The sequence below is a fragment of the Mesorhizobium sp. M1348 genome (assembly GCF_040317925.1).
Lineage (GTDB): Bacteria > Pseudomonadota > Alphaproteobacteria > Rhizobiales > Rhizobiaceae > Mesorhizobium.
In genome coordinates this window covers 558,069-579,102 of record NZ_JAMYLH010000001.1, presented here as the reverse complement: position 1 = coordinate 579,102, position 21,034 = coordinate 558,069, and the positions used below count along the sequence as shown (strand labels likewise).

Annotated in this window: 21 protein-coding genes; 9 read left to right on the top strand and 12 right to left on the bottom strand. The window is 62.5% G+C overall.

The window, feature by feature from the left end; translation table 11 throughout:
- Window positions 1-46: 46 nt before the first annotated feature.
- Both phnE (NKH13_RS02920) and phnE (NKH13_RS02915) read left to right on the top strand, forming a co-directional pair.
- Window positions 47-1,003 carry a phosphonate ABC transporter, permease protein PhnE gene (phnE, locus tag NKH13_RS02920; protein ID WP_352714016.1) on the top strand — a complete coding sequence of 319 codons (957 nt, stop codon included), beginning with the start codon at window positions 47-49 and terminating at the stop codon, window positions 1,001-1,003.
- A 67-nt stretch (window positions 1,004-1,070) separates the two neighbouring features.
- Window positions 1,071-2,438 carry a phosphonate ABC transporter, permease protein PhnE gene (phnE, locus tag NKH13_RS02915; RefSeq protein ID WP_352714019.1) on the top strand — a complete coding sequence of 456 codons (1,368 nt, stop codon included), beginning with the start codon at window positions 1,071-1,073 and terminating at the stop codon, window positions 2,436-2,438.
- A 24-nt stretch (window positions 2,439-2,462) separates the two neighbouring features.
- Here the strand turns inward: phnE (NKH13_RS02915) and NKH13_RS02910 are convergent, their stop codons facing one another.
- From NKH13_RS02910 to NKH13_RS02900, 3 genes are all read right to left on the bottom strand, one after another.
- Window positions 2,463-3,314 (bottom strand): sugar phosphate isomerase/epimerase family protein, encoded by an 852-nt coding sequence (locus NKH13_RS02910; protein WP_352910524.1) that lies wholly within the window; start codon window positions 3,312-3,314, stop codon window positions 2,463-2,465.
- Window positions 3,315-3,541: 227 nt separating this feature from the next.
- On the bottom strand, window positions 3,542-4,729 hold the full coding sequence (locus NKH13_RS02905) for a Gfo/Idh/MocA family protein (protein WP_352714026.1): 1,188 nt from the start codon (window positions 4,727-4,729) through the stop codon (window positions 3,542-3,544).
- Between the two features lie 154 nt (window positions 4,730-4,883).
- Entirely contained in the window at window positions 4,884-5,939 is a 1,056-nt protein-coding gene (locus NKH13_RS02900; RefSeq protein WP_352910521.1) for a sugar phosphate isomerase/epimerase family protein, read from the bottom strand.
- Window positions 5,940-6,330: 391 nt separating this feature from the next.
- Here NKH13_RS02900 and NKH13_RS02895 point away from each other — a divergent pair, with 391 nt between their 5' ends.
- Genes NKH13_RS02895 through NKH13_RS02875 form a run of 5 tightly spaced genes read left to right on the top strand, consistent with a single transcriptional unit; the run spans window position 6,331 to window position 10,569 of the window.
- Complete coding sequence (locus tag NKH13_RS02895; protein WP_352469252.1) at window positions 6,331-7,218, top strand: sugar phosphate isomerase/epimerase family protein; 888 nt, start codon at window positions 6,331-6,333, stop codon at window positions 7,216-7,218.
- A 55-nt stretch (window positions 7,219-7,273) separates the two neighbouring features.
- Window positions 7,274-8,443 carry a mandelate racemase/muconate lactonizing enzyme family protein gene (locus NKH13_RS02890; protein ID WP_352714036.1) on the top strand — a complete coding sequence of 390 codons (1,170 nt, stop codon included), beginning with the start codon at window positions 7,274-7,276 and terminating at the stop codon, window positions 8,441-8,443.
- A gap of 1 nt (window position 8,444) precedes the next feature.
- A complete protein-coding gene (locus NKH13_RS02885) occupies window positions 8,445-9,161 on the top strand; it encodes a FadR/GntR family transcriptional regulator (protein WP_352714040.1) in 717 nt (238 codons plus the stop codon).
- 1 nt (window position 9,162) lies between these two features.
- Window positions 9,163-10,143 carry a hydroxyacid dehydrogenase gene (locus NKH13_RS02880; RefSeq protein ID WP_352910517.1) on the top strand — a complete coding sequence of 327 codons (981 nt, stop codon included), beginning with the start codon at window positions 9,163-9,165 and terminating at the stop codon, window positions 10,141-10,143.
- Window positions 10,144-10,185: 42 nt separating this feature from the next.
- On the top strand, window positions 10,186-10,569 hold the full coding sequence (locus tag NKH13_RS02875) for a hypothetical protein (protein ID WP_352714048.1): 384 nt from the start codon (window positions 10,186-10,188) through the stop codon (window positions 10,567-10,569).
- Window positions 10,570-10,583: 14 nt separating this feature from the next.
- Here the strand turns inward: NKH13_RS02875 and NKH13_RS02870 are convergent, their stop codons facing one another.
- On the bottom strand, window positions 10,584-11,879 hold the full coding sequence (locus tag NKH13_RS02870) for an amidase (RefSeq protein WP_352714050.1): 1,296 nt from the start codon (window positions 11,877-11,879) through the stop codon (window positions 10,584-10,586).
- Between the two features lie 120 nt (window positions 11,880-11,999).
- Between NKH13_RS02870 and NKH13_RS02865 the strand changes: the two genes are divergently transcribed.
- A complete protein-coding gene (locus NKH13_RS02865) occupies window positions 12,000-12,347 on the top strand; it encodes a GFA family protein (protein ID WP_352714055.1) in 348 nt (115 codons plus the stop codon).
- On the opposite strand, the gene NKH13_RS02860 is transcribed toward NKH13_RS02865, so the two are convergent.
- Window positions 12,344-13,567 (bottom strand): MFS transporter, encoded by a 1,224-nt coding sequence (locus tag NKH13_RS02860; protein WP_352910512.1) that lies wholly within the window; start codon window positions 13,565-13,567, stop codon window positions 12,344-12,346. The two genes, NKH13_RS02865 and NKH13_RS02860, sit on opposite strands and share 4 nt — an antisense overlap.
- A 90-nt stretch (window positions 13,568-13,657) precedes the next feature.
- On the opposite strand from NKH13_RS02860, the gene NKH13_RS02855 reads away from it, so the two are divergent.
- Window positions 13,658-14,638, top strand: coding sequence for an AraC family transcriptional regulator (locus NKH13_RS02855; RefSeq protein ID WP_352518055.1), 981 nt, complete (start codon window positions 13,658-13,660; stop codon window positions 14,636-14,638).
- Between the two features lie 12 nt (window positions 14,639-14,650).
- On the opposite strand, the gene NKH13_RS02850 is transcribed toward NKH13_RS02855, so the two are convergent.
- The 7 genes from NKH13_RS02850 to NKH13_RS02820 form a co-directional block, all read right to left on the bottom strand.
- On the bottom strand, window positions 14,651-14,932 hold the full coding sequence (locus NKH13_RS02850) for a hypothetical protein (RefSeq protein WP_352714061.1): 282 nt from the start codon (window positions 14,930-14,932) through the stop codon (window positions 14,651-14,653).
- A 129-nt stretch (window positions 14,933-15,061) separates the two neighbouring features.
- Window positions 15,062-16,165 carry an ABC transporter ATP-binding protein gene (locus NKH13_RS02845; RefSeq protein WP_352714064.1) on the bottom strand — a complete coding sequence of 368 codons (1,104 nt, stop codon included), beginning with the start codon at window positions 16,163-16,165 and terminating at the stop codon, window positions 15,062-15,064.
- Window positions 16,165-17,268: an ABC transporter ATP-binding protein gene (locus tag NKH13_RS02840; RefSeq protein WP_352714066.1), complete on the bottom strand. Its 1,104-nt coding sequence runs from the start codon at window positions 17,266-17,268 to the stop codon at window positions 16,165-16,167. The genes NKH13_RS02845 and NKH13_RS02840 overlap by 1 nt, the downstream gene beginning before the upstream one ends.
- Complete coding sequence (locus tag NKH13_RS02835; protein ID WP_352714068.1) at window positions 17,265-17,486, bottom strand: hypothetical protein; 222 nt, start codon at window positions 17,484-17,486, stop codon at window positions 17,265-17,267. The genes NKH13_RS02840 and NKH13_RS02835 overlap by 4 nt, the downstream gene beginning before the upstream one ends.
- Entirely contained in the window at window positions 17,483-18,442 is a 960-nt protein-coding gene (locus NKH13_RS02830) for a carbohydrate ABC transporter permease (RefSeq protein WP_352714069.1), read from the bottom strand. Before NKH13_RS02830 ends, NKH13_RS02835 begins: the two co-directional genes overlap by 4 nt.
- Before the next feature lies 1 nt (window position 18,443).
- Window positions 18,444-19,349, bottom strand: a complete 906-nt coding sequence (locus NKH13_RS02825; RefSeq protein ID WP_023722315.1) for a carbohydrate ABC transporter permease — start codon at window positions 19,347-19,349, stop codon at window positions 18,444-18,446.
- 74 nt (window positions 19,350-19,423) lie between these two features.
- Window positions 19,424-20,740, bottom strand: coding sequence for an ABC transporter substrate-binding protein (locus NKH13_RS02820; protein ID WP_023722314.1), 1,317 nt, complete (start codon window positions 20,738-20,740; stop codon window positions 19,424-19,426).
- Window positions 20,741-21,034 lie beyond the last annotated feature (294 nt).

The window sequence follows — 21,034 nt, the reverse complement described above, 5'->3', positions numbered from 1 at the left end:
GCCGATGCGGTCGCCGCCCTTTTTGCGTGTCCGCTCGTGACCCCGTATGACCTTCGCCGCTACAATTCGTTCAGACGCGGTCCGGCAGGCAGCAGACGCCTGGCGACGCCAGACGTCCTTGCGCCGGTTCTACACGGCGCTCGGCATCGGCTTACTGCTTGTCGCCATGTGCACAGCCATGTGGTTCGCCGACGAGGCCAATGCGGGGCATTTCTTCGATCGGCTACCGCACATACTGGATTTCCTTAGTTGGCTTGTTCCCAAGGACTGGAACGACGTCTGGCGGGCGCTGTTCGACATCGCATCGCCGCACGACAAGGGCAGCCAGGAGTTCAATTTCCCGCTTGGTCGCGTCTATCTCTGGGGCGGCTTTTATCTACCCGAATATTTCGAGCTGATGCTCACCACGCTTAACGTGGCGCTGGTTTCCACTTTCATCGGCTTTGTCTTTGCGGTGCCCTTTTCCTTCATCGCCGCGCGCAACTTGACGCCCAGTCCGGTGCTCAGGCTCGTCGTCAAGCGCTTCATGGAACTGCTTCGCGCCTTCCCGGAGATCGTCATTGCCGGCCTGTTCGCAGCCATCCTCTCGACCGGCCCGGTCGCGGCCATCATCGCCATCGGCCTGCATTCGATCGGCGCCCTCGGCAAGCTCTTCTACGAGATCAATGAAAACATCGACATGCGCGCCGAAGAAGGCCTGCGCGCGGTCGGCGCCAACTGGTTCGAGCGCGTGCGCTTTGCCGGCCTGCCGCAAGTGCTGCCCAATTTCATGTCCTACACGCTGCTCAGGATCGAGATCAATGTGCGTATCTCGACCATTATCGGCGCGGTCGGTGGTGGCGGCATCGGCGAGGAACTGAAGCTCTCCATCTCGCGCGGTTTCGGCGCCAAGACGCTGGCATTGGTGCTGCTGCTGTTCACGACGATCTTCCTCGTCGACCAGTTTTCCGCCTGGCTACGCCGCAAGCTCGTCGGTGAGCAGGCATTCATGATGGGCGCCTGACCATGATCCCAAAAAGTGGATTCCGGTTTTTGGAAAAGATCATGGCAAATCAACAAGAAGACTGCCCATGGCCGCAATGACCGCCGATGAGATGCAGTCGATCGAGGAGCGCTTTCCCCAAGTGTTCCGGCGGCCCCTGTACAAACGCTTCGGCCCGCTGGTCCTGTTCACCGGCATCCTGCTCTACCTCCTCTACGCCTTGTGGTTCTTCAGCCTGCCGCAAGTGCTGAGGGAATCGCACTGGGAGCGCCTGCCGCTCTTCCTGACGCAATGGATCAGCTACGATCTGCAGCCGGAATTCCGTCTCGACCAGCCTCAGATCACACCCAGATACCCGCGTTTTTCGGCGCTTGGCGAAGACCCGCATCCCGATTGGGTCATCACCAATGCCAACGGCTCCTACACCATCCTGATCGACGGCCGAGCCAAATCCGTCACCTTCGACAAGGCCGAGGCGACGCTTGTCGCCTTTGGCCGGACGGTGCCGGTGTCGTTGGCCAGCGGCAAACCGGTAATATCCGGCCCGGTGCCGGAGTGGATCACCGTGCATGACGACGAAATCGTCGCCAGGATGGGCTTTGCCGGCGAGGTCCGTATGACCGTCGATCGCGTCAAGGTCCGCAAGCGCTTCCTTGGCTGGGCGAATTTCGTCTTCGACACACGCTCGCCCTTCTTCGGCAAGTCACCCGGCGACGTGGTCTCGTTGCTGATGTCCGGACCCCAGCTCAAGCCGGGCACATCCAATCTGGCACTGGCCGGCGACAACATCTGGAACAACGCCCAGTGGCAGCATGGCGATGTCTGGACGAAGCTGTTCCAGACCATCGTCATGGCGTTTCTCGGCACCTTGCTCGGCGGCATCGTTGCCTTCCCGCTTGCCTTCTTCGCCGCACGCAACATCACCCCGAGCGGCCTGCTTAGCCAGGTGCTCAAGCGGTTCTTCGATTTCATGCGTTCGGTCGACATGCTGATCTGGGCGCTGTTCTTCACCCGCGCCTTCGGCCCGGGTCCGCTTGCCGGCAGCGCCGCGATTTTCTTCACCGAGATCGGCACGCTCGGCAAAGTCTATTCGGAAGGCCTCGAGAACATCGACGACAAGCCACGCGAGGGCATCCAGTCGACCGGCGCCAACGGCTTGCTGGTGCAGCGCTATGGCGTGCTGCCGGAAGTGATCCCGGTCTTCATCAGCCAGACACTCTATCAGTGGGAATCCAACACCAGGGGCGCGACGATCATCGGCGCCGTCGGTGCCGGTGGCATCGGCCTGAAGCTCTGGGAGGCGATGCGCACCAATTCCAACTGGGCCAATGTCTTCTACATGGTGCTCTTGGTCCTGCTCGTCGTTTTCATCTTCGACAACATTTCCAATTTCCTGCGCCGCCGCTTGAGCAGGACGATCCACGACTACAACCGGATCCAGGCCGGCCAGGATTAACGGGGGCGTTGCGCAGGCGTGCGGTTAGGGCGCCTTCCTCCATCCATTCCTGATATGCTTGTAGCCGTCGCGGTAGACGGCTTCCGGGCTTTCGGAAAAGTCGCGCCACACCTTGGTGGCCGCGGCCAAATCCTTCAGCGAGCGGCCGAACGCCTCGATTGTCAGCCAATCGTCATAGCCGCTGTTGCGAATGGCTGAGAAAGTCTCCTTCCAGGGGATGTGGCCGCGGCCCGGCACGCCGCGATCATTCTCCGAAATATGGATATGGACGACGTTCTTGCGGTTGCGCGAATAGGCGCCGATCGGGTCGGCCTCTTCGATGTTGGCATGGAAGGTGTCGTACATCGCCTTGATGTGCGGCCGGTCGATCGCGTCGATATGCTCCGACAAATCGTCCATCGTGTTGAGCAGATAGCATTCGAAGCGGTTGAGCGCCTCCAGCCCGATGGTGACACCCTTGTTGCCGGCATGGTCACCGATGGCGCGCTGCGAAGCGATCGAACGTTTTTTCTCGGCCGCCGTCGGCCCGCTGCCGGAGAAGGCCCCGAGTGTCGAATGCAGCGGGCCGCTCAACGTGTTCGCGCCAAGCGCCTGAGCGCAGTCGATCGCCGACTTCATGTAGTCGATGCCGGCCTTGCGCGTCGAGGCATCCGGCGAGATCAGGTTCATCGCCGGATCGCCCATCGCCGAGACGGCGGTGCGTTGCAGCCCGATACGGTCGAGCAGCTCGCCGAGTTTCCTGTAGTCGTCCGGCGTGCCGGAGAAGACCGGTATTTCGACGCCGTCGAAGCCGGTCGCCTTGATGTCCCTGAGTAGCGGCTCGTGTTTTTTCGAGACACTGGTCGTCCACAACAACATGCACATGCCGATTTTCATCGACGCCCCCTCCCTTTGACGGCCGGGCTTGCTCCTCTGGCGACTTCGCCACAAGCCCCCTCATCCGGCCGCTTCGCGGCCACCTTCTCCCCGCTGGGGAGAAGAAGCAGACGCCAACGCTGGCGATCTCCTCTCCCCTCGGGGAGAGGTCGGATTGCCCCGAATTGCCCTTGCAATTCGGCTGGCAATCCGGGTGAGGGGGGCTTCCCGTTAACCGGACGCAGCGATTAAAGTTTCGTCCACGCCCCATTCTTCTTCGACGACTTCACGCAGGCCTCAATGAAGGCCATGCCCTCGACGCCGTCCTCCACGGTCGGGAAGACGACATCCTTGGCCGGCTTGCCGCCCTTCTGGCGCGCCGCACGAATAGCCCGCGCGGCTTCCTGGTAGATATTGGCAAAGCCTTCGAGATAGCCTTCCGGATGCCCTGGCGGAACGCGGCTGACGCGCCCGGCGACGGGGAGCGCGCCGGCGCCGTTTCGGGTGATCAACTGCTTCGGCTGGCCGAACGGCGTGTACCAGAGATAGTTCGGGTCGGCCTGCACCCATTCGAGCCCGCCCTTCGAGCCGTAGATGCGCAATTTCAGCCCGTTCTCGTGGCCGGGCGCCACTTGGCTTGCCCAGATCATGCCCTTGGCGGGGTGCGACCCGCCGACCGGCCTAAAGCGCAGCAGCACATTGATGTTGTCGTCGAGCAGCCTCCCCGGCACGAAGGCATCGAGATCGGCCGACAACGAATCGAGCTCCAGCCCGGATACGAAACGGGCAAGGTTGTAGGCGTGCGTGCCAATGTCGCCCAGCGCGCCGCCGGCACCGGCCTGCTTGGGGTCTGAGCGCCACGCAGCCTGCTTCTGGCCGGTGGCGGCCAGATCTTCGGTCAGCCAGTCCTGCGGATATTCCGACTGCACGATGCGGATATCGCCGAGCTGTCCCTTGGCCACCATCTCGCGTGCCTGCCGCACCATCGGATAGGCGGTGTAGTTATGCGTCAGCACGAACACCTTGCCGGTCTTTTCGACCAGCGCCGCCAGCTTCTTTGCCTCGGCCAGCGTCGTCGCCAGCGGCTTGTCGCAGATGACGTGGATGCCGGCCTCGAGAAAAGCCTTGGCAGCCGGCACGTGCACATTGTTCGGCGTGACGATGGCCACCGCCTCGATGCCGTCCGGCCGCTTGGCCTCCGCCTTGGCCATCTCGGCATAAGAGCCGTAGCTGCGTGCGGGATCGAGCCCAAGCTCGGCGGCCGAGGCCTTAGCGCGCTCCGGATCCGACGACAAGGCGCCGGCGACCAGCACGAACTCGTTATCCATGCGCGCTGCGATGCGGTGCACCGCGCCGATAAAGGCGCCTTGTCCGCCGCCGACCATGCCGTAGCGGATCGGACCGCCCCCCGTTTCCGCCTTCGATGCACCAACCATGATTTTCTCCCTCGTTATCTGAGATACCCCTCCCCCTTGAGGGGAGGGTCGACGCGTAGCGTCGGGGTGGGGTCGCCGGGCATGAAGCTCGGCATGGACCGACCCCATCCGGCCCTCCGGGCCACCCTCCCCTCGAGGGGGAGGGATATCTGTGCTAGATCCCCATCATCCCGCGCAGCACCTTTTTATCGGTCGTGCCGCCGGCGAAATCGTCGAACGCTTTTTCCGTAACCCTGATGATGTGGTGCTGGATGAAGGGAGCGCCTTCGGCCGCACCATCCTCCGGGTGCTTGAGGCAGCATTCCCATTCCAGCACCGCCCATGAATCGTAATTGTATTGGGTGAGCTTGGAGAAGATGCCGCCGAAATCCACCTGCCCGTCGCCGAGCGAGCGGAAACGCCCGGCGCGGTTGGTCCAGCTCTGGTAGCCGGAATAGACGCCTTGCCGCCCGGTCGGATTGAATTCGGCGTCCTTGACGTGGAACGCCTTGATCCGCTCGTGGTAGATGTCGATGAATTCGAGATAATCGAGCTGCTGCAGCAGGAAGTGCGACGGGTCGTAGTTGATGTTGCAGCCCTTGTGGCCGCCGACCGCATCGAGGAACATTTCGAACGTCGCGCCGTCGAACACGTCCTCGCCCGGATGGATTTCGTAGCCGATATCGACGCCGTTCTCGTCATAGACGTCGAGGATCGGCTTCCAGCGTTTGCCGAGTTCGGCAAACGCTTCCTCGATCAATCCCGCCGGCCGCTGCGGCCAGGGGTAGAGGTATGGGAAGGCCAGGGCGCCGCAAAACGACACCGACGCCTTGAGCCCGAGATTCTTCGACGCCTTGGCGGCGAACTTCATCTGTTCGACCGCCCATTGCTGCCTGGCCTTTGGATTGTTGTGCACCGCAGCCGGCGCGAAGCCGTCGAACTGTGCATCGTAGGCCGGATGCACCGCCACCAGCTGCCCCTGCAGATGCGTCGACAATTCGGTGATCTCGACGCCGGCATCGGCGCAGACGCCCTTCACCTCGTCGCAATAGGCCTTGGAGGAGGCTGCCTTCTCGAGATCGAACAGTCGGGCGTCCCATGTCGGGATCTGCACGCCCTTGTAGCCCAGACCAGCCGCCCATTCGGTGATCGAGGCCAGCGAATTGAACGGAGCGGCGTCGCCCGCAAACTGCGCCAGGAACAGACCAGGCCCCTTCATCGTCGTCGGCATCGGCATCTCCCTATGTTTCACGACCAAGCATAGCGCCGATTGAAAACAGGGCCAGCTTCTTTGGTCTCTTTGCACAGCGCGCTCGGCGCCGCTATTCTGGTATTACCAAATGCCGAAATCTGGTCAAGCCGTTTGACGCGCTGCCGCAGCCCTGCAACCATGCCGAGTTAAGCCACATGTTTAAGTATAATCAATAGCATAGTCATGAGCCAACGCTTGATGGCAGCACTTCTTGCCGTCCAGATGAAATTACTGTAGACCTCCCATTAAGCCCAATTGGTCGAACCAGTTTGCTAAAAATGCTGGGACGCCTTGGGGAGGAATCATGCGGCAGGCTTCGGCAGAGTGCGCCGCAGGCGACTGGTACAGGCGATTCTGGGAAGGATAGACCATGCATCTTTCGACACACAATTGGATGCGGGCGGAGCCGCTGGAAACGACGCTCAAGCGCATCAAGAAATTCGGCTATGAGTCGATCGAGATTTCCGGCGAACCCGAACAATACAAGCCCAAGGAGACGCGCGCGCTGTTGAAGGAGCACGGCATTCGCTGCTGGGGAGCGGTGACGCTGATGCTGGGCGAGCGCAATCTCGCCGCCAAGAACCAGGGCCAGCGCGAGCGCTCCGTGCAATACGTCAAGGACGTGCTGACCATGGTCAGCGAACTTGATGGCGAGATCATCACGCTGGTTCCCGCCACCGTCGGCAAGGTGGTGCCGGACGGCACCGAGGAAGAGGAATGGAAATGGGTGGTCGACGCCACCCGGGAATGCTTCACCCACGCCAAGAAGGTCGGCGTCAAGATCGCGGTCGAGCCGCTCAACCGCTTTGAAACCTATCTGTTCAACCGCGGCGCCCAGGCACTGGCGCTGGCCGATGCGGTCAGCCCCGAATGCGGCGTCTGCCTCGACGCCTACCACATCCACATGGAAGAATTTAACGTCTATGACGCCATCCGGCAGGTCGGCAAGCGCCTATACGACTTCCATGTCGCCGACAACAACCGCTTCGCCGCCGGCCTCGGGCAGATCGACTGGCCGAAGATCGTCGGCACGCTGAAGGAGATCGGCTATGACGGCGCGCTGACCAATGAATTCGTCGCCCCCGTCGACCGCACGCCGGCTGCCCCCTATCCCGACATGGTCGAACGCAACCCCGTCGACATCTCGCCGGAGCAGTTGAAATTCATTCAGGACCACGGCTCCAGCGTGCTTACGGAAAAATTCTACACCGACCAGATGCGCATCAATGCGGAAACGCTGCTGCCGCTGATCAAGTAGCTGAGCCGTTTGGAAAAAGCCCTTCCGCCTCACCGCGGCCGGGCCGAGGATGAACATGCGCATCAAGACGGTCCAAGCCTGGTGGGTTCGCATACCGATCGAAGCCGCGAAGCAACACCGCAGCGACTTCGGTCAGGTGGCGACATTCGACGCCGCCATCCTGCGCATCGAAACCGACGACGGTCTGGTCGGCTGGGGCGAAGGCAAGAATGCCGCCGGCAGCGCCGGCAGCTACGGCGCTCTCGTCCATTTGCTAAACTACGAGGTCGGCCCGCAGCTGGTTGGCCGCGACCCGGCCGACATCGGCGTCATATGGGAGATGCTCTATAATGGCACGCGCCACGACAGCGCCGCTCGCGCCGGCCATGCCATGCCGCAATTGGCACGACGGGGCATGAGCATCGCCGCCATCAGCGCCGTCGACATCGCATTGTGGGACATTCTTGGCAAGTCGCTCGGCGTTCCGGTCTGGCGGCTGCTCGGCGGCCGCAAGCTGGACCGCATGCCGGCCTATGCTTCCGGCGGCTGGGCCACTGCGGAAGCCATCGGCGACCAGCTGCAGTCCTACATCGCCAACGGCGGCTTCAAGGCGCTGAAGATGCGCGTCGGCGCCATGGACGGCGCCCCACATATCTCGGCCGCTCGCGTTCGCGCCGCAAGACAGGCGCTCGGTCCCGATATCGACCTGATGGTCGACGCGCACGGCACTTACACGGTGGCCGAAGCCAAGCGCTTCATCCATCTCGCCGGCGACCTCGATCTCGCCTGGTTCGAGGAGCCGGTGATCGCCGACGACAAGCCCGGCATGGCCGAGGTGCGCGCCTGCGGCTCGATCCCGATCGCCACCGGCGAAAGCGAGGCGACGCGCTATGCCTTCCGCGACCTCGCCGTACTCAAATCCGCCGATATCTTCCAGCCGGATCCGGCCTTTTGCGGTGGAATCAGCGAGGCGATGAAGATCGGCACCATCGCCAGCGCCTTTAATCTGCGCTTTGCGCCGCACCTTTGGGCGGGTGCGCCCTGCTTCTTTGCCGGGCTGCATGTCTGCGCTGCTTCGCCGGCGAGCTTCACCGTCGAATATTCGCTCGGCGCCAATCCGATGATCCACGATCTGATCGAAGAGACTGTCGAAGCAAAGGACGGTATGGTAGCGATCCCTGATAGACCCGGGCTGGGATTCACCATTTCGGAGCGGTTCCTGGAGGCGCACGCGCAACACGGCTGACATGAAAGAAAAGAACCTTCTCGCGGAACTCGCCGCCTATCTGTTCTCCCATTCGGACAAGGAGACGGGCCGCACGCCGTCGGAGCGCGAACTGGCAGAGCATTTCAGCGTCAGCCGCGGCCAGATCCGCGAGGCGCTGGCCATTCTCGAGGCCATGCGCATCGTCGAGCGACGGGCGAAATCCGGCATCTACATCGATACGAAGCAGGCGAGCGTCGAGGCGATGGCGCTGTTCGCCCGCGCCGGCCTGCCGCTCGATCCCATCCAGATCTACGAGACGGTCGAGTTGCGCAAGATCCACGAGATCAAGGCCGCCGAACTTGCCTGTTCACGCGCCACCGAGGAGAATTTCGAGCGGCTGCGCGAGATCCTGAAGGCCTCCGAGGATCGCATCGCCGCCGGTGAAGGCCTTGCCCGGGAAGACCGCGAGTTCCACCTCGAGATCGTGCGGGCGACCAAGAACAGCGTCTTCCACAATATCTGCAGCGTCTACTACATGATGGGTGAGCTGCGCCTGCCGATCTATTTCAACGATCCCGAACGCAGCGTGCGCTCCCATGCCGAGCATATCCAGATCTACGAGGCGCTGCTGCGCCGCGACGGCAATCTCGCCCAGGCGCTGATGAGCGCCCACCTGCAAGGCGCGGAAAGCTACTGGAAGGGGCTGATCGAGGGGCGTGGGGCGGAACCCGAAAGCCCAGCGCTCGAAAAGGCCTGAAATGCCCAAGATCCTGTCGACACACAGACTGCACCCCCGTGCCTCTTCCATGCTGACAGGGGCCGGCGAACTCGTCGTTGCTTCCGCCCTCGACGCGCACACGCTGGCCGCCGAGGCAAGGGACGCCGATGTCATCATCGTTCGCGCTCCCTTGCCTGCGGCGCTTTTCGAAGGCGCGTTGAAGCTCAGGGCCGCGATCCGCCACGGCGCCGGGCTGGACATGGTACCGATGGAAGCGGCCAATGCGGCCGGCGTGTTGGTGGCGAACGTGCCGGGGGTGAACGCGCGATCCGTCGCCGAATATGTAATGTTCGCGGCGCTGGCACTGCTTAGGCGCTTTCGTGTGTTGGACCGCGACTTGCGCGCGAAGGGTTGGCTGGCCGGCCGCGAACACACCGTCGTGGCCAGTGAGCTAGCGGGCAAGACGATCGGCATTGTCGGCCTCGGCGCGATCGGCCAGGCGGTTGGCCATATCGCGGCCCATGGGTTCGATCTGAATGTGGTGGCGACGACGCGCAGCATGCGGCCGGCGCCGGACAAGGTCGGCTTCCTGTCGATCGATGCGCTGATCGAGCAGAGCGACATCATCGTTCTGTGCTGCCCGCTGACGCCCGAAACACGGGGGCTCATCAGCCGCGAGCGCATTGACCGGATGAAGCCGGATGCGCTGCTGATCAATGTTTCGCGCGGGCCGGTGATCGATGACGACGCGCTGATCGAGGCCTTGCAGAAGGGCCGCATCGGCGGCGCTGCGCTCGATGTTTTTGCAACACAACCGCTGCCGCCCAACCATCCTTATTTCGGCTTCGACAATGTCATCGTCACCCCGCACATGGCCGGGATCACCGAACAGTCGATGATGCGCATGGGCGTCGGCGCGGCTGGCGAAGCCTTGCTGGTGCTGGCCAACAGATTGCCGGTCAATCTGCGCAACCCCGAAGTGGTCGAGCACTACCGGCGGCGGTTCCCTGCCGATTTCTGAGAGCGCCCTAATTTTCCCGAATTCGCCGGCGACGGTACCGGCATGGCACACGTCACAAAATTCCTGCTGACCGCCGGCTTCTGCGTGGCGACGGCGCAAGCCTTCGCCAACGGACAGGGCAGCTACGTGTTCTGCGACAACGGCTTGCGCTGCGTGGCGGCACCCTGTCCATCGAACAGCGCACTCGACCTCGCTACTGGTAAGCTTATCAAAGGTGTTTCGATCGACATCGATCGCCTACCGCAGCGAGACAAGGCGCTGGATCTTTCGGACAAACTCTATGCCGGCAAGGTCGTTGTTGTCGGATCGATCGAGAACCGCACCCGGACCTTTAACGGCAAGCGGTACACCCTGCCTTGGCTGATTGCCACCAGCATCGAACGCGCCGCCAAGGACAGCGAACGCGGCCACTGCTCGTCGCGCTGACACGCGCTATCGGATCAATTTGCAAGCAGCGCCTCCACGCCCGCTGCGATGCGCAGCAGGTGGTGGTCATGGCCATTGCGCGCCACCAGCATCAGCCCGGCCGGGCGCGTCATTCCCGGCATCGGCAGCGAGATGGCTGACAGATCGAACTGGTTGGCGACCTGCGTGTTGCGCAGCAGAAGGCCTTCCGTCCTGTTCCACAGAGCCTCGTCGTCGGTCATCGAGACGATCGTCGGCGCCGTCACCGGCGTGGTCGGCAGGGCCAGCGCGTCGACCGCTGCCAGTCGGTCGTCCATTGCGGCGGCCAGCGCCGTGCGGCAGCGCATTGCCCTGATATAGACCGTGGCCGGAATGGCGGCGGCGCGCGACAATGGTCCGCTTACCCGCGGGTCGACCGGCGTCGCCACTCCGGTCGCCAGCCGGTCGGCATGGATCTCCGCCCCTTCCATCGCCGCGATCGACGCGCGCTTGGTTGCCGCGCGCAGATCGGCAAGCAGGTCGTCGATCGACAGTTCCGCAAGCCGTGCGCCGCTAAGCTCCATCTTGCGCAGACACCGGTCGAACGTCGTCGCGACCTCTTCCTGCGTATCATCGAACAGCACGCCGCGCGCAATACCGATGCGCAGGCCGTCCAGCGGCAGCGGCAACAATGCCGCCAGGTTTTCGCCCGACATCACTGCATCGGCCGCCGCACATTCGGCGACGGTGCGGGCCAGCGGACCGATCGAGTCCAGCGTGGCCGACAGCGGAAACGCACCCGCGAGCGGCACGCGCCGCGCCGTCGGCTTGAAACCGACGACGCCATTCAACGATGCCGGAATGCGTACCGAACCGCCGGTATCGGAACCGATGGAGATTTCGCTGGTACCTTCGCCGACCGAAACCGCGGCGCCTGAGGACGAGCCGCCCGGGATACGGCTGGCATCGCTTGCATTGCCGGGCGTACCGTAATGTGGGTTGACGCCGATCGCAGTGAAGGCGAACTCGGTCATGTTGGTCTTGCCGAGGATGACTGCACCGGCCTGGCGCAGCCGTCGCACGACAATGGCATCCCGCAGCGCCGGCGCTGCGGTGGCGAGCAGCAGAGAGCCCGCCGTGGTCGGCTCGCCGGCGACATCGAACAGATCCTTGATCGAGACGGTCGCCCCATCGAGCAGCCCGAGTGTGACGCCGGCTTTTCGCCGCGCATCGGCGGCGTCCGCCGCCGCCCGTGCGGCTTCCGGGTAGAGCTTTACGAAAACGCTCTCATCGCCCACGCGAGCGGCAAGACGCGAAAGAATTGCTTCGAGGCGATCACGGGCTGATTGCATTTTTCGGTGTCGGACTCCGCCCACTTGCAACGTCTTAAGGTAGCAGCCACTAGCTGGCCGCAGGAGACATAGCCCGGCACGGTCGGATTTGCACCTGTCGAACCGAAGGAGGAAGGCCCGATGCTCTACCAAGGCAGCTGCCACTGCGGCAAGGTCGCGTTCGAGGTCGAAGGCGAGTTGACCGGAGCCGTTCGGTGCAATTGCTCGATCTGCTCGCGCAAGAGTGCACTGCTATGGGCAGTGCCGCATGAGAGCATGCGGGTACTTGCCTGGGGCGATGATCTCGGCCGCTACAGCTTCGGCAACCATGTCATCGCCCACCGCTTCTGCCGCAGCTGCGGCATTCACCCCTTCGCCGAGGATGTCGGCGAAGGGAGCGGGCGAAGTGCCTATATCAATATTCATTGCATCGAGGCGTTGGACGTCGCCGCCGTGCCGGTCTTCGACTTCGACGGCCGTTCAGTTTAGGCCTTGGGATCGTCGATCGGCTTCGGGCCAAGGAAGAACGCCGCCAGGGCGGCAAGCAACGTCGCCGCCGCGCAATAGGCGAAGGCGCTGGCAACGCCGGCATTGTCGACCAGCAGGCCGCCGAAGACGGCGCCCAACGCGATGGCGACCTGAAATGTCATAACCATCAGCCCGCCGGCGCTTTCCGCCTGATCGGGGGCGGCCCGCACCAGCCAGGTCTGCAGCCCGACCGGCACCGCGCCGAAGGCAAAGCCCCAGCTGGCCACTGCTATTGCAGCCACCACGGGTGAGGCTCCGACCACCAGCAGCAACACCGCCGAAAACGCGATCAGCAGAGGCGCCAGGCTGACGGCTGCCTTGAGGCTGCGTTCGGCGATAAAGCCGCCGGCGAAATTGCCGAAAAAGCCACCAATGCCGTAGGCGAGCAGCACAAGCGAGATCGTCTCGATGTCCAGCGTGGGCACCTTCTCGAGAAACGGGCGGACATAAGTGAAGCCGGCAAAGTGTCCCGAGGCGACCAGCAACACCACCAGCAGTGCCACCCTGATCATCGGCCGCTTCATCACCTCCAGCAGCGTGCGAAAACCTGCCGTACCTGCCGGCGGCAGCTTCGGAATGGTAGCCACCTGCACCAGCAGCGCCAGCGCGCCGACCACGGCAGCGATCATGAACGCTGTCCGCCATCCCCAGATGTCGCCGACATGGGCGCCGACCGGAGCCGCACAGACCGTCGCCACCGAGACGCCGGTGAGGATGATCGACATGGCACGCGGCATCAGCCGCATCGGAACGAGCCGCATCGCCATGGCTGCCGACATCGACCAGAAGCCGCCAAGACTGATCCCGAGCATGATGCGGGCGATCAGAAGAACGGGAAGCGACGATGCAAACGCGGCCACCAGGTTTGACAGCACAAGCAGCACCGTCAGCGCCCACATGACCAGCCTGCGGTCCAGCCGCTTGGTGACAATGGCCATGGTCGGCGCCGCGATCGCGCCAATGACGGCGGTGGCCGTTACCGCCTGCCCGGCGGCGCCTTCGGTGATGCCGAGATCCTGCGCAAGCGGCGTCAGCAGGCTGGCGGGCAGGAATTCCGCGGTCACCAGGCCGAAGACTCCGAGCGCCAGGGAGACCACCGCCCCCCATGCCGGTTCGGACCGTTCGCCGGTTTCCGATGGGTCGAGAACGGCGTCCATGACGCCTGTCGCGGGTTCGGTCATGAGGGATCTCCGGTCTGTTGCAGCGCAGCATCTAGCTGCAATGCAACATAGGGAGTGACTAGCTGGAGTTTCCATGCTAGAAACACCATTATGTTTGACAGTTCGTCCAAAATTCCCCTCACCGGCGATCCGCTGACGGACATATTGCGCGGATTGCGTCTCGAAGGTGTCGATTACGGCCGTTGCGAGATGAAGGAACCTTGGGGCATCCATTTTCCGGCTCAGGCGGCGGCACGGTTTCATTTCATCGGCCGCAAAGGCTGCTGGTTGCTGCAACCGTCCGGCGAATGGGTGGAACTCAAGGCGGGCGACGCTGCCTTGTTGCCACGCGGTTCAGCCCACACGCTGGCGAGTGAGCCGGGTATCGAGGCGGCGCCGATCCACGGCTATGAGGTCGAGGAAATCTGCAAGGATGTCTATTGCATGTCGAATGACGGCGTGCCCGGCTGCCGTCCGGGCACCTTGCTGTTTTTCGGCAGCATGTATTTCAATCTCGATGGCTTGCACCCCTTGCTCGGCATGATGCCGGACGTGATGCGCGCACATGAGTTGGAGGTCTATGAGCCAGGTATCCCGCATTTGCTGGAGGCGATGGCCCGCGAGGTGACGATGGAACGCGTCGGCTCCGGCGGCATCCTGGCGCGGCTGGCCGATGTGCTTGCCGCAACCGTCATCCGCTCATGGGTCGAGCGCGGCTGCGGCGACTCTTCCGGATGGATCGCGGCGGTCAGGGACCGCGAGATCGGCCGGGTGCTGGCCGCAATCCATCTCGAACCGAACCGCGACTGGACGGTGGAGGCTCTGGCGAAGATGATGGGTGCCTCGCGATCAGGTTTCGCCGAGCGCTTCGCGACCATTGTCGGCGAAACACCGGCAAAGTACGTCACGCAGGTGCGGATGCACCAGGCGAGGCAATGGCTGGTCCGTGACCGGCTCAAGATTTCCGTCGTCGCGGCGCGCCTCGGCTACGAATCCGACGCCTCCTTCAGCCGCGCCTTCAAGCGGGTCATCGGATCGCCGCCCAGCCATTTTCGGGCCGAGGAACAGGCGGAGATCCGCCAGGCCGGCTAAACATTGGCCGGGTTATTGCTCGGTGATGCAGGCCGAGCCGGCGCTACTCTTGCAATATTTGCCGGAAGCCCCGCACCTGCCATCCGAGACTTCGACGACGGTACCGCTCAACAACAGTTTGCAGTCACTGGTGGACAGATTGACCGCGCCGCTGAGGTCCTTGATCTTCTTGGCGTCGACCTGCGCGCCGGCGACAACTTTCTTGGCTGCCTGCGCCTCGCCCAGATGCGCGGCCGACAATCCCATACCGGCGACAAGCAGGATCGTCGCAAAACTGCGTAACAGATTTCCCATAGCCAACCCTCCGTATTTGGGTCTCCAAATTGGGCGTGCAAATCCCTTTTTGGGACCGAAGGATCAGCCTACTCGACAAATCGGAGCATCCGCATCCCCCGTACGGGGGATGCGGATGGCCCAGGGCATTTAGCTGGCGTGACGCAGGCTTATTCCGCTGCCCTTGTCGAACAGCACCACCTTGTCCGGGTTCCAGGCAAAGCGCACCGGCTGCTCTATCTGGACGTCGGTCCTGGCCGGCACGGTGGCGCGCAGCATGGCGTCGCCGACCCGCAGCGTCAGGATCTTCTCGACGCCATGGTTCTCGACGTCATGGACCCGCGCCTCGACCGGCGCGCCGGTCTCGAGATAGACGTCCTCGGGACGAATACCGAAGACGAGCGGGCGACCGTCGGTCGCCGCGCCCGTCTTGGCACCCCCCGGAGTCTTGGCACCCCCCGCAAACGGCAATTCGAAATTGAGCGGCGCCATCACCGCACGTCCGTTGACAAGCTTGCCGTCGATGAGATTCATCGGCGGCGAGCCGACGAAGCTCGCCACGTAGGTGTCGCGCGGATTGTTGTAGATCTCGTACGGCGTGCCGGTCTGGACGATGCGGCCATGGTTGAGCACGCCGACCTTGTCCCCCATCGACATCGCCTCGATCTGATCGTGCGTCACGAACAGGAAGGTGGCGCCAAGCTGCATCTGCAGGTTCTTCAATTCGGTGCGTAGCGCCTCGCGCAACTTGGCGTCGAGCGCCGACAACGGCTCGTCCATCAGGAATACCCGCGGCTTGCGCACGATGGCGCGACCGATCGAGACGCGCTGCATCTCGCCGCCTGAAAGCCTGTCGGTCTTGCGGTCGAGCAGATGCTCGATCCGCAGCGTCCTGGCGGCGCGGTCGACACGATCCTTGATCTCGGCATCGGGCAGCCGGCGGATCTTCGGCTTCAGCGGAAATTCGAGGTTTTCGCGCACCGTATAGCGCGGATAAAGCGAATATTGCTGCAACACCAGCGCCACGTCGCGCTCGGCCGCACCCCAGTCTGCGACATCGACGCCGTCGATGAAGACCTGACCTTCGCTCGGTTTTTCCAGGCCGGCAATCATGCGCAGCGTCGTCGTCTTGCCGGCGCCGGTCTCGCCAAGCAGGACGAAGAACTCGCCATCGGCGATGTCGAGATCAAGCCCGGTCAAGGCGGTGTGGTTGCCGAACTTCTTCGAGATGTTCTTGAGCTGGATGTGGGCCATCAGAGTCTCACTCCCAGCGATTTGCCGCTCGCCGTGTCGAAGAAATGCGCCTGGCTGGGATCGATTCTGACGAAGACCCTTTCGCCGGGGCCGCCGATAAAGCCGCTCTTGGTGCGCGCACGCAGCATCTTGGAGCCGACCTTGAGGTCGACGATGTCGAAGGACCCGAGCGGCTCGACGATCTGCGTCTCCACCGGCAAGAATCCCTCGGCGGCTTCGCGGCGGACGAGGACGCCTTCCGGCCGGATGCCGAGCGCGAGTTGGCTGCCGGCATGGCCGTTGAGCTTCGACAGCAAGGCGCGCGGGAATTCGAAACCGGCGGCCGCATCGCCGACCGTGACCGAGGCCGATGAGGCTTTCTCGGTCACCGAAGCGTCGGCGACGTTCATCACCGGGCTGCCGACAAACTGCGCGACGAAAAGATTCGCTGGATGCGAATAGACCTCGTCCGGCGAGCCGACCTGCTGCAGCACACCTTCATGCATGATGACGATGCGGTCGGCGAGGCTCATCGCCTCGATCTGGTCGTGGGTAACGTAGATGCTGGTCGAGCCCTGCTTGATGTGCAGCCGCTTGATCTCGGCCCGCATCTCCTCGCGCAGCTTGGCATCGAGCGCCCCGATCGGCTCGTCCATCAGCATCGCCTTCGGCCGCCGCACCAAGGCTCGGCCGATCGCCACGCGCTGCATGTCGCCGCCCGACAGCGCCGACGGCTTCTTGGCGAGGAGATCGCTGATCTGCAGCGTCTTGGCGACCGAGCGCACCTCGCTGTCGATCTCGGCCTTGCTCTTGCGCGTCGCTCTCAGCGGAAAGGCGATGTTCTCATAGACGCTCATATGCGGATAGAGCGAGAACGACTGGAAGACCATGGCGATGTCACGGTCGGCGGCCTTGAGGTGCTGGACCGGCTTGCCGTCGATGAGGATGTCGCCGCCGTCGATCGTCTCCAGCCCGGCAATCGCCCTGAGCGTCGTCGTCTTGCCGCAGCCCGACTGGCCGAGCAGCACGATGAACTCGTTATCGTCGATCTTCAGGTTGAGGTCCTTGATGACCTGGACGGCGCCGAAATATTTCTGGACGCCGCGAAGCTCGATCTGGGTCAATGCTGTGCCCCCGGATTTGCCCCTTGCCCGGTGCTGGCCTTCTCCTCCGGCGCGATCTTGGAGGTGATGTTGAAGCCGATCAGGCCGATCAGGATGATGGTCACGCCATAGCTGTGCAGCAGCATGTTCCACGGCTGGCAGAGCGCGATGATACCGAGCACCATCAGCACTTGAGAGCCTGGTTCGAGATATTTCTGGTTGATGGCACGAAAGCTCATTTGCGGATCGCTCCAAACGACATGCCGCGCAGCAGATGGTTGCGGAGCAGGAAGGTGAAGATCGCCACCGGCAGCAGGAACAGGAAGGTTCCGGCGGCAATCACCGTCCAGTCCGGCAGGCCGGAACCGACCTGGCTGGGGATGAAGGGCGGTGCTGTCTGGGCACGGCGGCTGGTCATGATCAGTGCGAAGGCATATTCGTTCCACGCCGTGATAAAGCAGAACACGGCGGTGGCGGCGATGCCGGTGGCGGCCTCGGGCAGCACGATCTTGAAGAAGGCCTCCATGCGCGTATAGCCGTCGACGAGGGCCGCCTCCTCATACTCCTTGGGGATCTCGTCCATGAAGCCTTTCATCAGCCACACCGAGAAGGACAGGTTGAAGGCAGTGTAAAGGATGATCAGGCCGATATGGGAATCGTTGAGGCCGACCGCCCGGTACATCAGGAACATCGGAATGGCGACGACCACCGGCGGCAGCATGCGTGTCGACAGGATGAAGAACAGTAGGTCCGCCTCGCCTTTTACCTTGAAGCGCGAGAACCCATAGGCGGTGAAGGTGCCCATGCCGACGGCCAGGACGGTCGAGGTTATGGCAACGATCAGCGAGTTCATGAAACGGCTCGGATAGCCCGACCACTGCACCTGGCCCTTGCCGTCGCGCACGATCTTTTCGCCGCCATTGAAGACGACGCGCTCCCACCACGGCGCGGCCGCGTACTCCTCCGGCGACGGCGGACTGCGCAGCTGCGAACGCTTGGTGAACAACTTGACGAAGGGCGATATCTCCGGCTGGAAAACCACCGTCGGCGGAATGGTGGTGGCGAGGTTGCGCGGCTTGAACGCCGTCGAGGCGATCCAGTAGATCGGCGCCAGGAAGATGATCGTCACCAGCAGAACAGCGACGATAGCGACCCGGTTGAAGCTGATTTCGGAAGAAGTGCGGACTGCGGCCATCTCAGCGCTCCTTCACCTTGTTGAGGTATTTGACATAGATGTTGGTGATCGCCAGCACCATGATCAGCACGATGTAGGCGAGCGCGCAGGAACGCCCGGTCTGCCATTCCTGGAACGCCATCTTGTAGAGCCGGATCGAGATCAGCTCGGCCGTCGGCTGGCTGGTCAGGATGTAGGCGAGGTCGAAGGTCTTGAACGCCTCCATGGTGCGGAAGATGACCGCGATCATCAGGATCGGCGCAACCAGCGGCAGCGTTATGCGGAAGAAGGTGTAGAACGGCCCGGCCCTGTCGATCGCGGCTGCCTCGTAGAGATGCTTGGGCACGGCCGACAGGCCGGCCAGCGACAACAGCATGACGAAGGGCGACCACATCCAGATGTCGGTCAGCGCGACCGCATAGAGCGCCATTTTCGGATCCGACAGCCATTCGAAGGTGCCGAGGCCCAGCGCATAATTGATGATGCCGAAGGACGGATCGTAGAGCAGCTTCCAGAACAGGCCGACGACGGCCATCGACAGCATCATCGGCAACAACAGGAGCGTCGTCAGCAGGCCCTTGAGCGGAATGTCGCGGTTGAGCAGCATGGCCACGCCGAAGCCGACGAGCAGCTGGCCGGCGACCGAGATGATGACGTATTTTGCGGTGATGGCGAAGTTGGACCAGACATAGGGATCGCTGAGCAGGTCGCGATAGTTTTGCAGCCCGACGAAATTCGCCGCCGCGCTGGTCGAGGCGCGGAAATCGGTGAACGAATAGCCCAGCGAATAGATCAGCGGGAAGATGTTGAAGACGATCAGAAACAGGATCGTCGGGATGATGAAGAGATTGCGGATCGAAATGTCGCTTAGACCGCGAGCGGCGGCCCGCGAAGACCTGTCCAGCGTGGTGATCATCGTGGTCGCCAAGACCCTGCTCCCGGTTCAAAAATCAGAAAAAGAAACGGAGGAGGCACGAACGCCCCCTCCGTGAAACTTCAAACTTATTGGCCGCGGCCGTATTTCTTGAAGGTCGCGTTCCAGTCGGCTGCCAGTGCGTCCAGCGTCTCCTTGGCGGTGCCTTCGCCGCCGATCATGTAGGGATAGATGCGCTGGTTGAGCTGCTGCAGCAGTTCCGCATATTCCGGAACCGCCCAGAAGTCCTTGACCTTGAACATGGTCTCGTAGAACGCCTTGTTGTAGGGCGTGGCGTTCTGGAATTCGGGCGACTTGAGCACGGCGGCACTGCAGGTGTAGCCGCCAAGCGCTGCCCATTTCTTCTGGGTCTCGTCCTTGATGAACCATTCCAGGAACTTCGTCGCCTCTTCCTGCTTCTGCGAGTATGAAACGATGGAGATGCCCTGACCGCCGAGTGCGGCGAACTGGTCGCCGTTCGGGCCGGGAGGATTGGCGAAGAAACCGGTGTTCTTGGCATTCGGGTTCGACGCCTCGTTGATCAGCGAGGGGAAGAACGCGAAGTAGTTCATGCTCATCGCGGCCAGGTTTTCAGTGATCGCCTGGTTGTCCTCGACGAAGAACGACTTGGCCCAGCCCGGAGGCGTGAACTTGTAGAGTTCCTTGTAGGCGTCGAGCGCCGCGATCGCCTTGTCGGAGTTGATGAAGCCGTCGACCTTGTAGGTCTTATAATCACCCAGCTCGCCGCCAAAGGAAAACAGCGCGTTTTCGAAGCCCATCGCCATCGCGTCATACGAATTGTCGGTGTAGATGGCGATGCCGTATTTTTTCTGGTCCGGCCGGTAGAAGAACTCGGCGATGTCGCGCAGCGCCTTGAAATCCTTCGGCACGTCGAGATCGTAGCCATACTTGGCCTTGAAGGCTTCCTTTTCCTTCGGATCCTCGAACCAGTCCTTGCGGTAGGACCAGCCGACGGCGTCGCCTTCAAGTGGAATGGCCCAGTACTTGCTGCTGCCGCCCGGATATTCGGCGTAGTACTTCACCGTCGCCGGTGCCATCACGTCGCCGACCTTGTGCTTATTGAAGAAGTCGGTCAGGTCGACATAGTGGCCACCGGTCGAGCCGGCACCGAGCCATTGCGAGTCGCCGACGACCATATCATAGGCGTCGCCATGGGCGTTGAACTCGGTGAAGGCCTTGGTCTGGAAGTCGGGCCACGGTGTGGTTTCCACCGTGATCTTGACGCCGGTTTCCTTCTCGTACTCGTTGCCGAGTTCCTGCAGGTAATTGGCCGGATCCCATTCCGCCCAGAAGATTGTAAGTTCCTTTTCCTGCGCGTAGACGGACGTTCCGCAGGCGAGCACTAGGCCGATACCAGCAAGCAAGCTGGTCATTGTCTTGCGCATAATGATTTCCTCCCTTGTGCGCATTCTACCGCGTCATGCGAGCCGGCGGCGAGGCCGGCCCTGGTAGTCCTCCCGTGACGGCACCGTTCCGGTTTTTGAGCCTCCTCGTTCGACCGAAACGGATCTTAGCCTTCACCCTTTGATCCGCTTTATTTGCCCTGATCTGGTATTACCAATTTCAGACGAACGTCAAGCCCTTTCTTGGACGGTGGCGGACACGCAGACAAGTTGGTTTCTGCGATATCTGCCTGTTTTCTCTGAATTTTCCTACTCCTTGATACATGAATGCCTTGC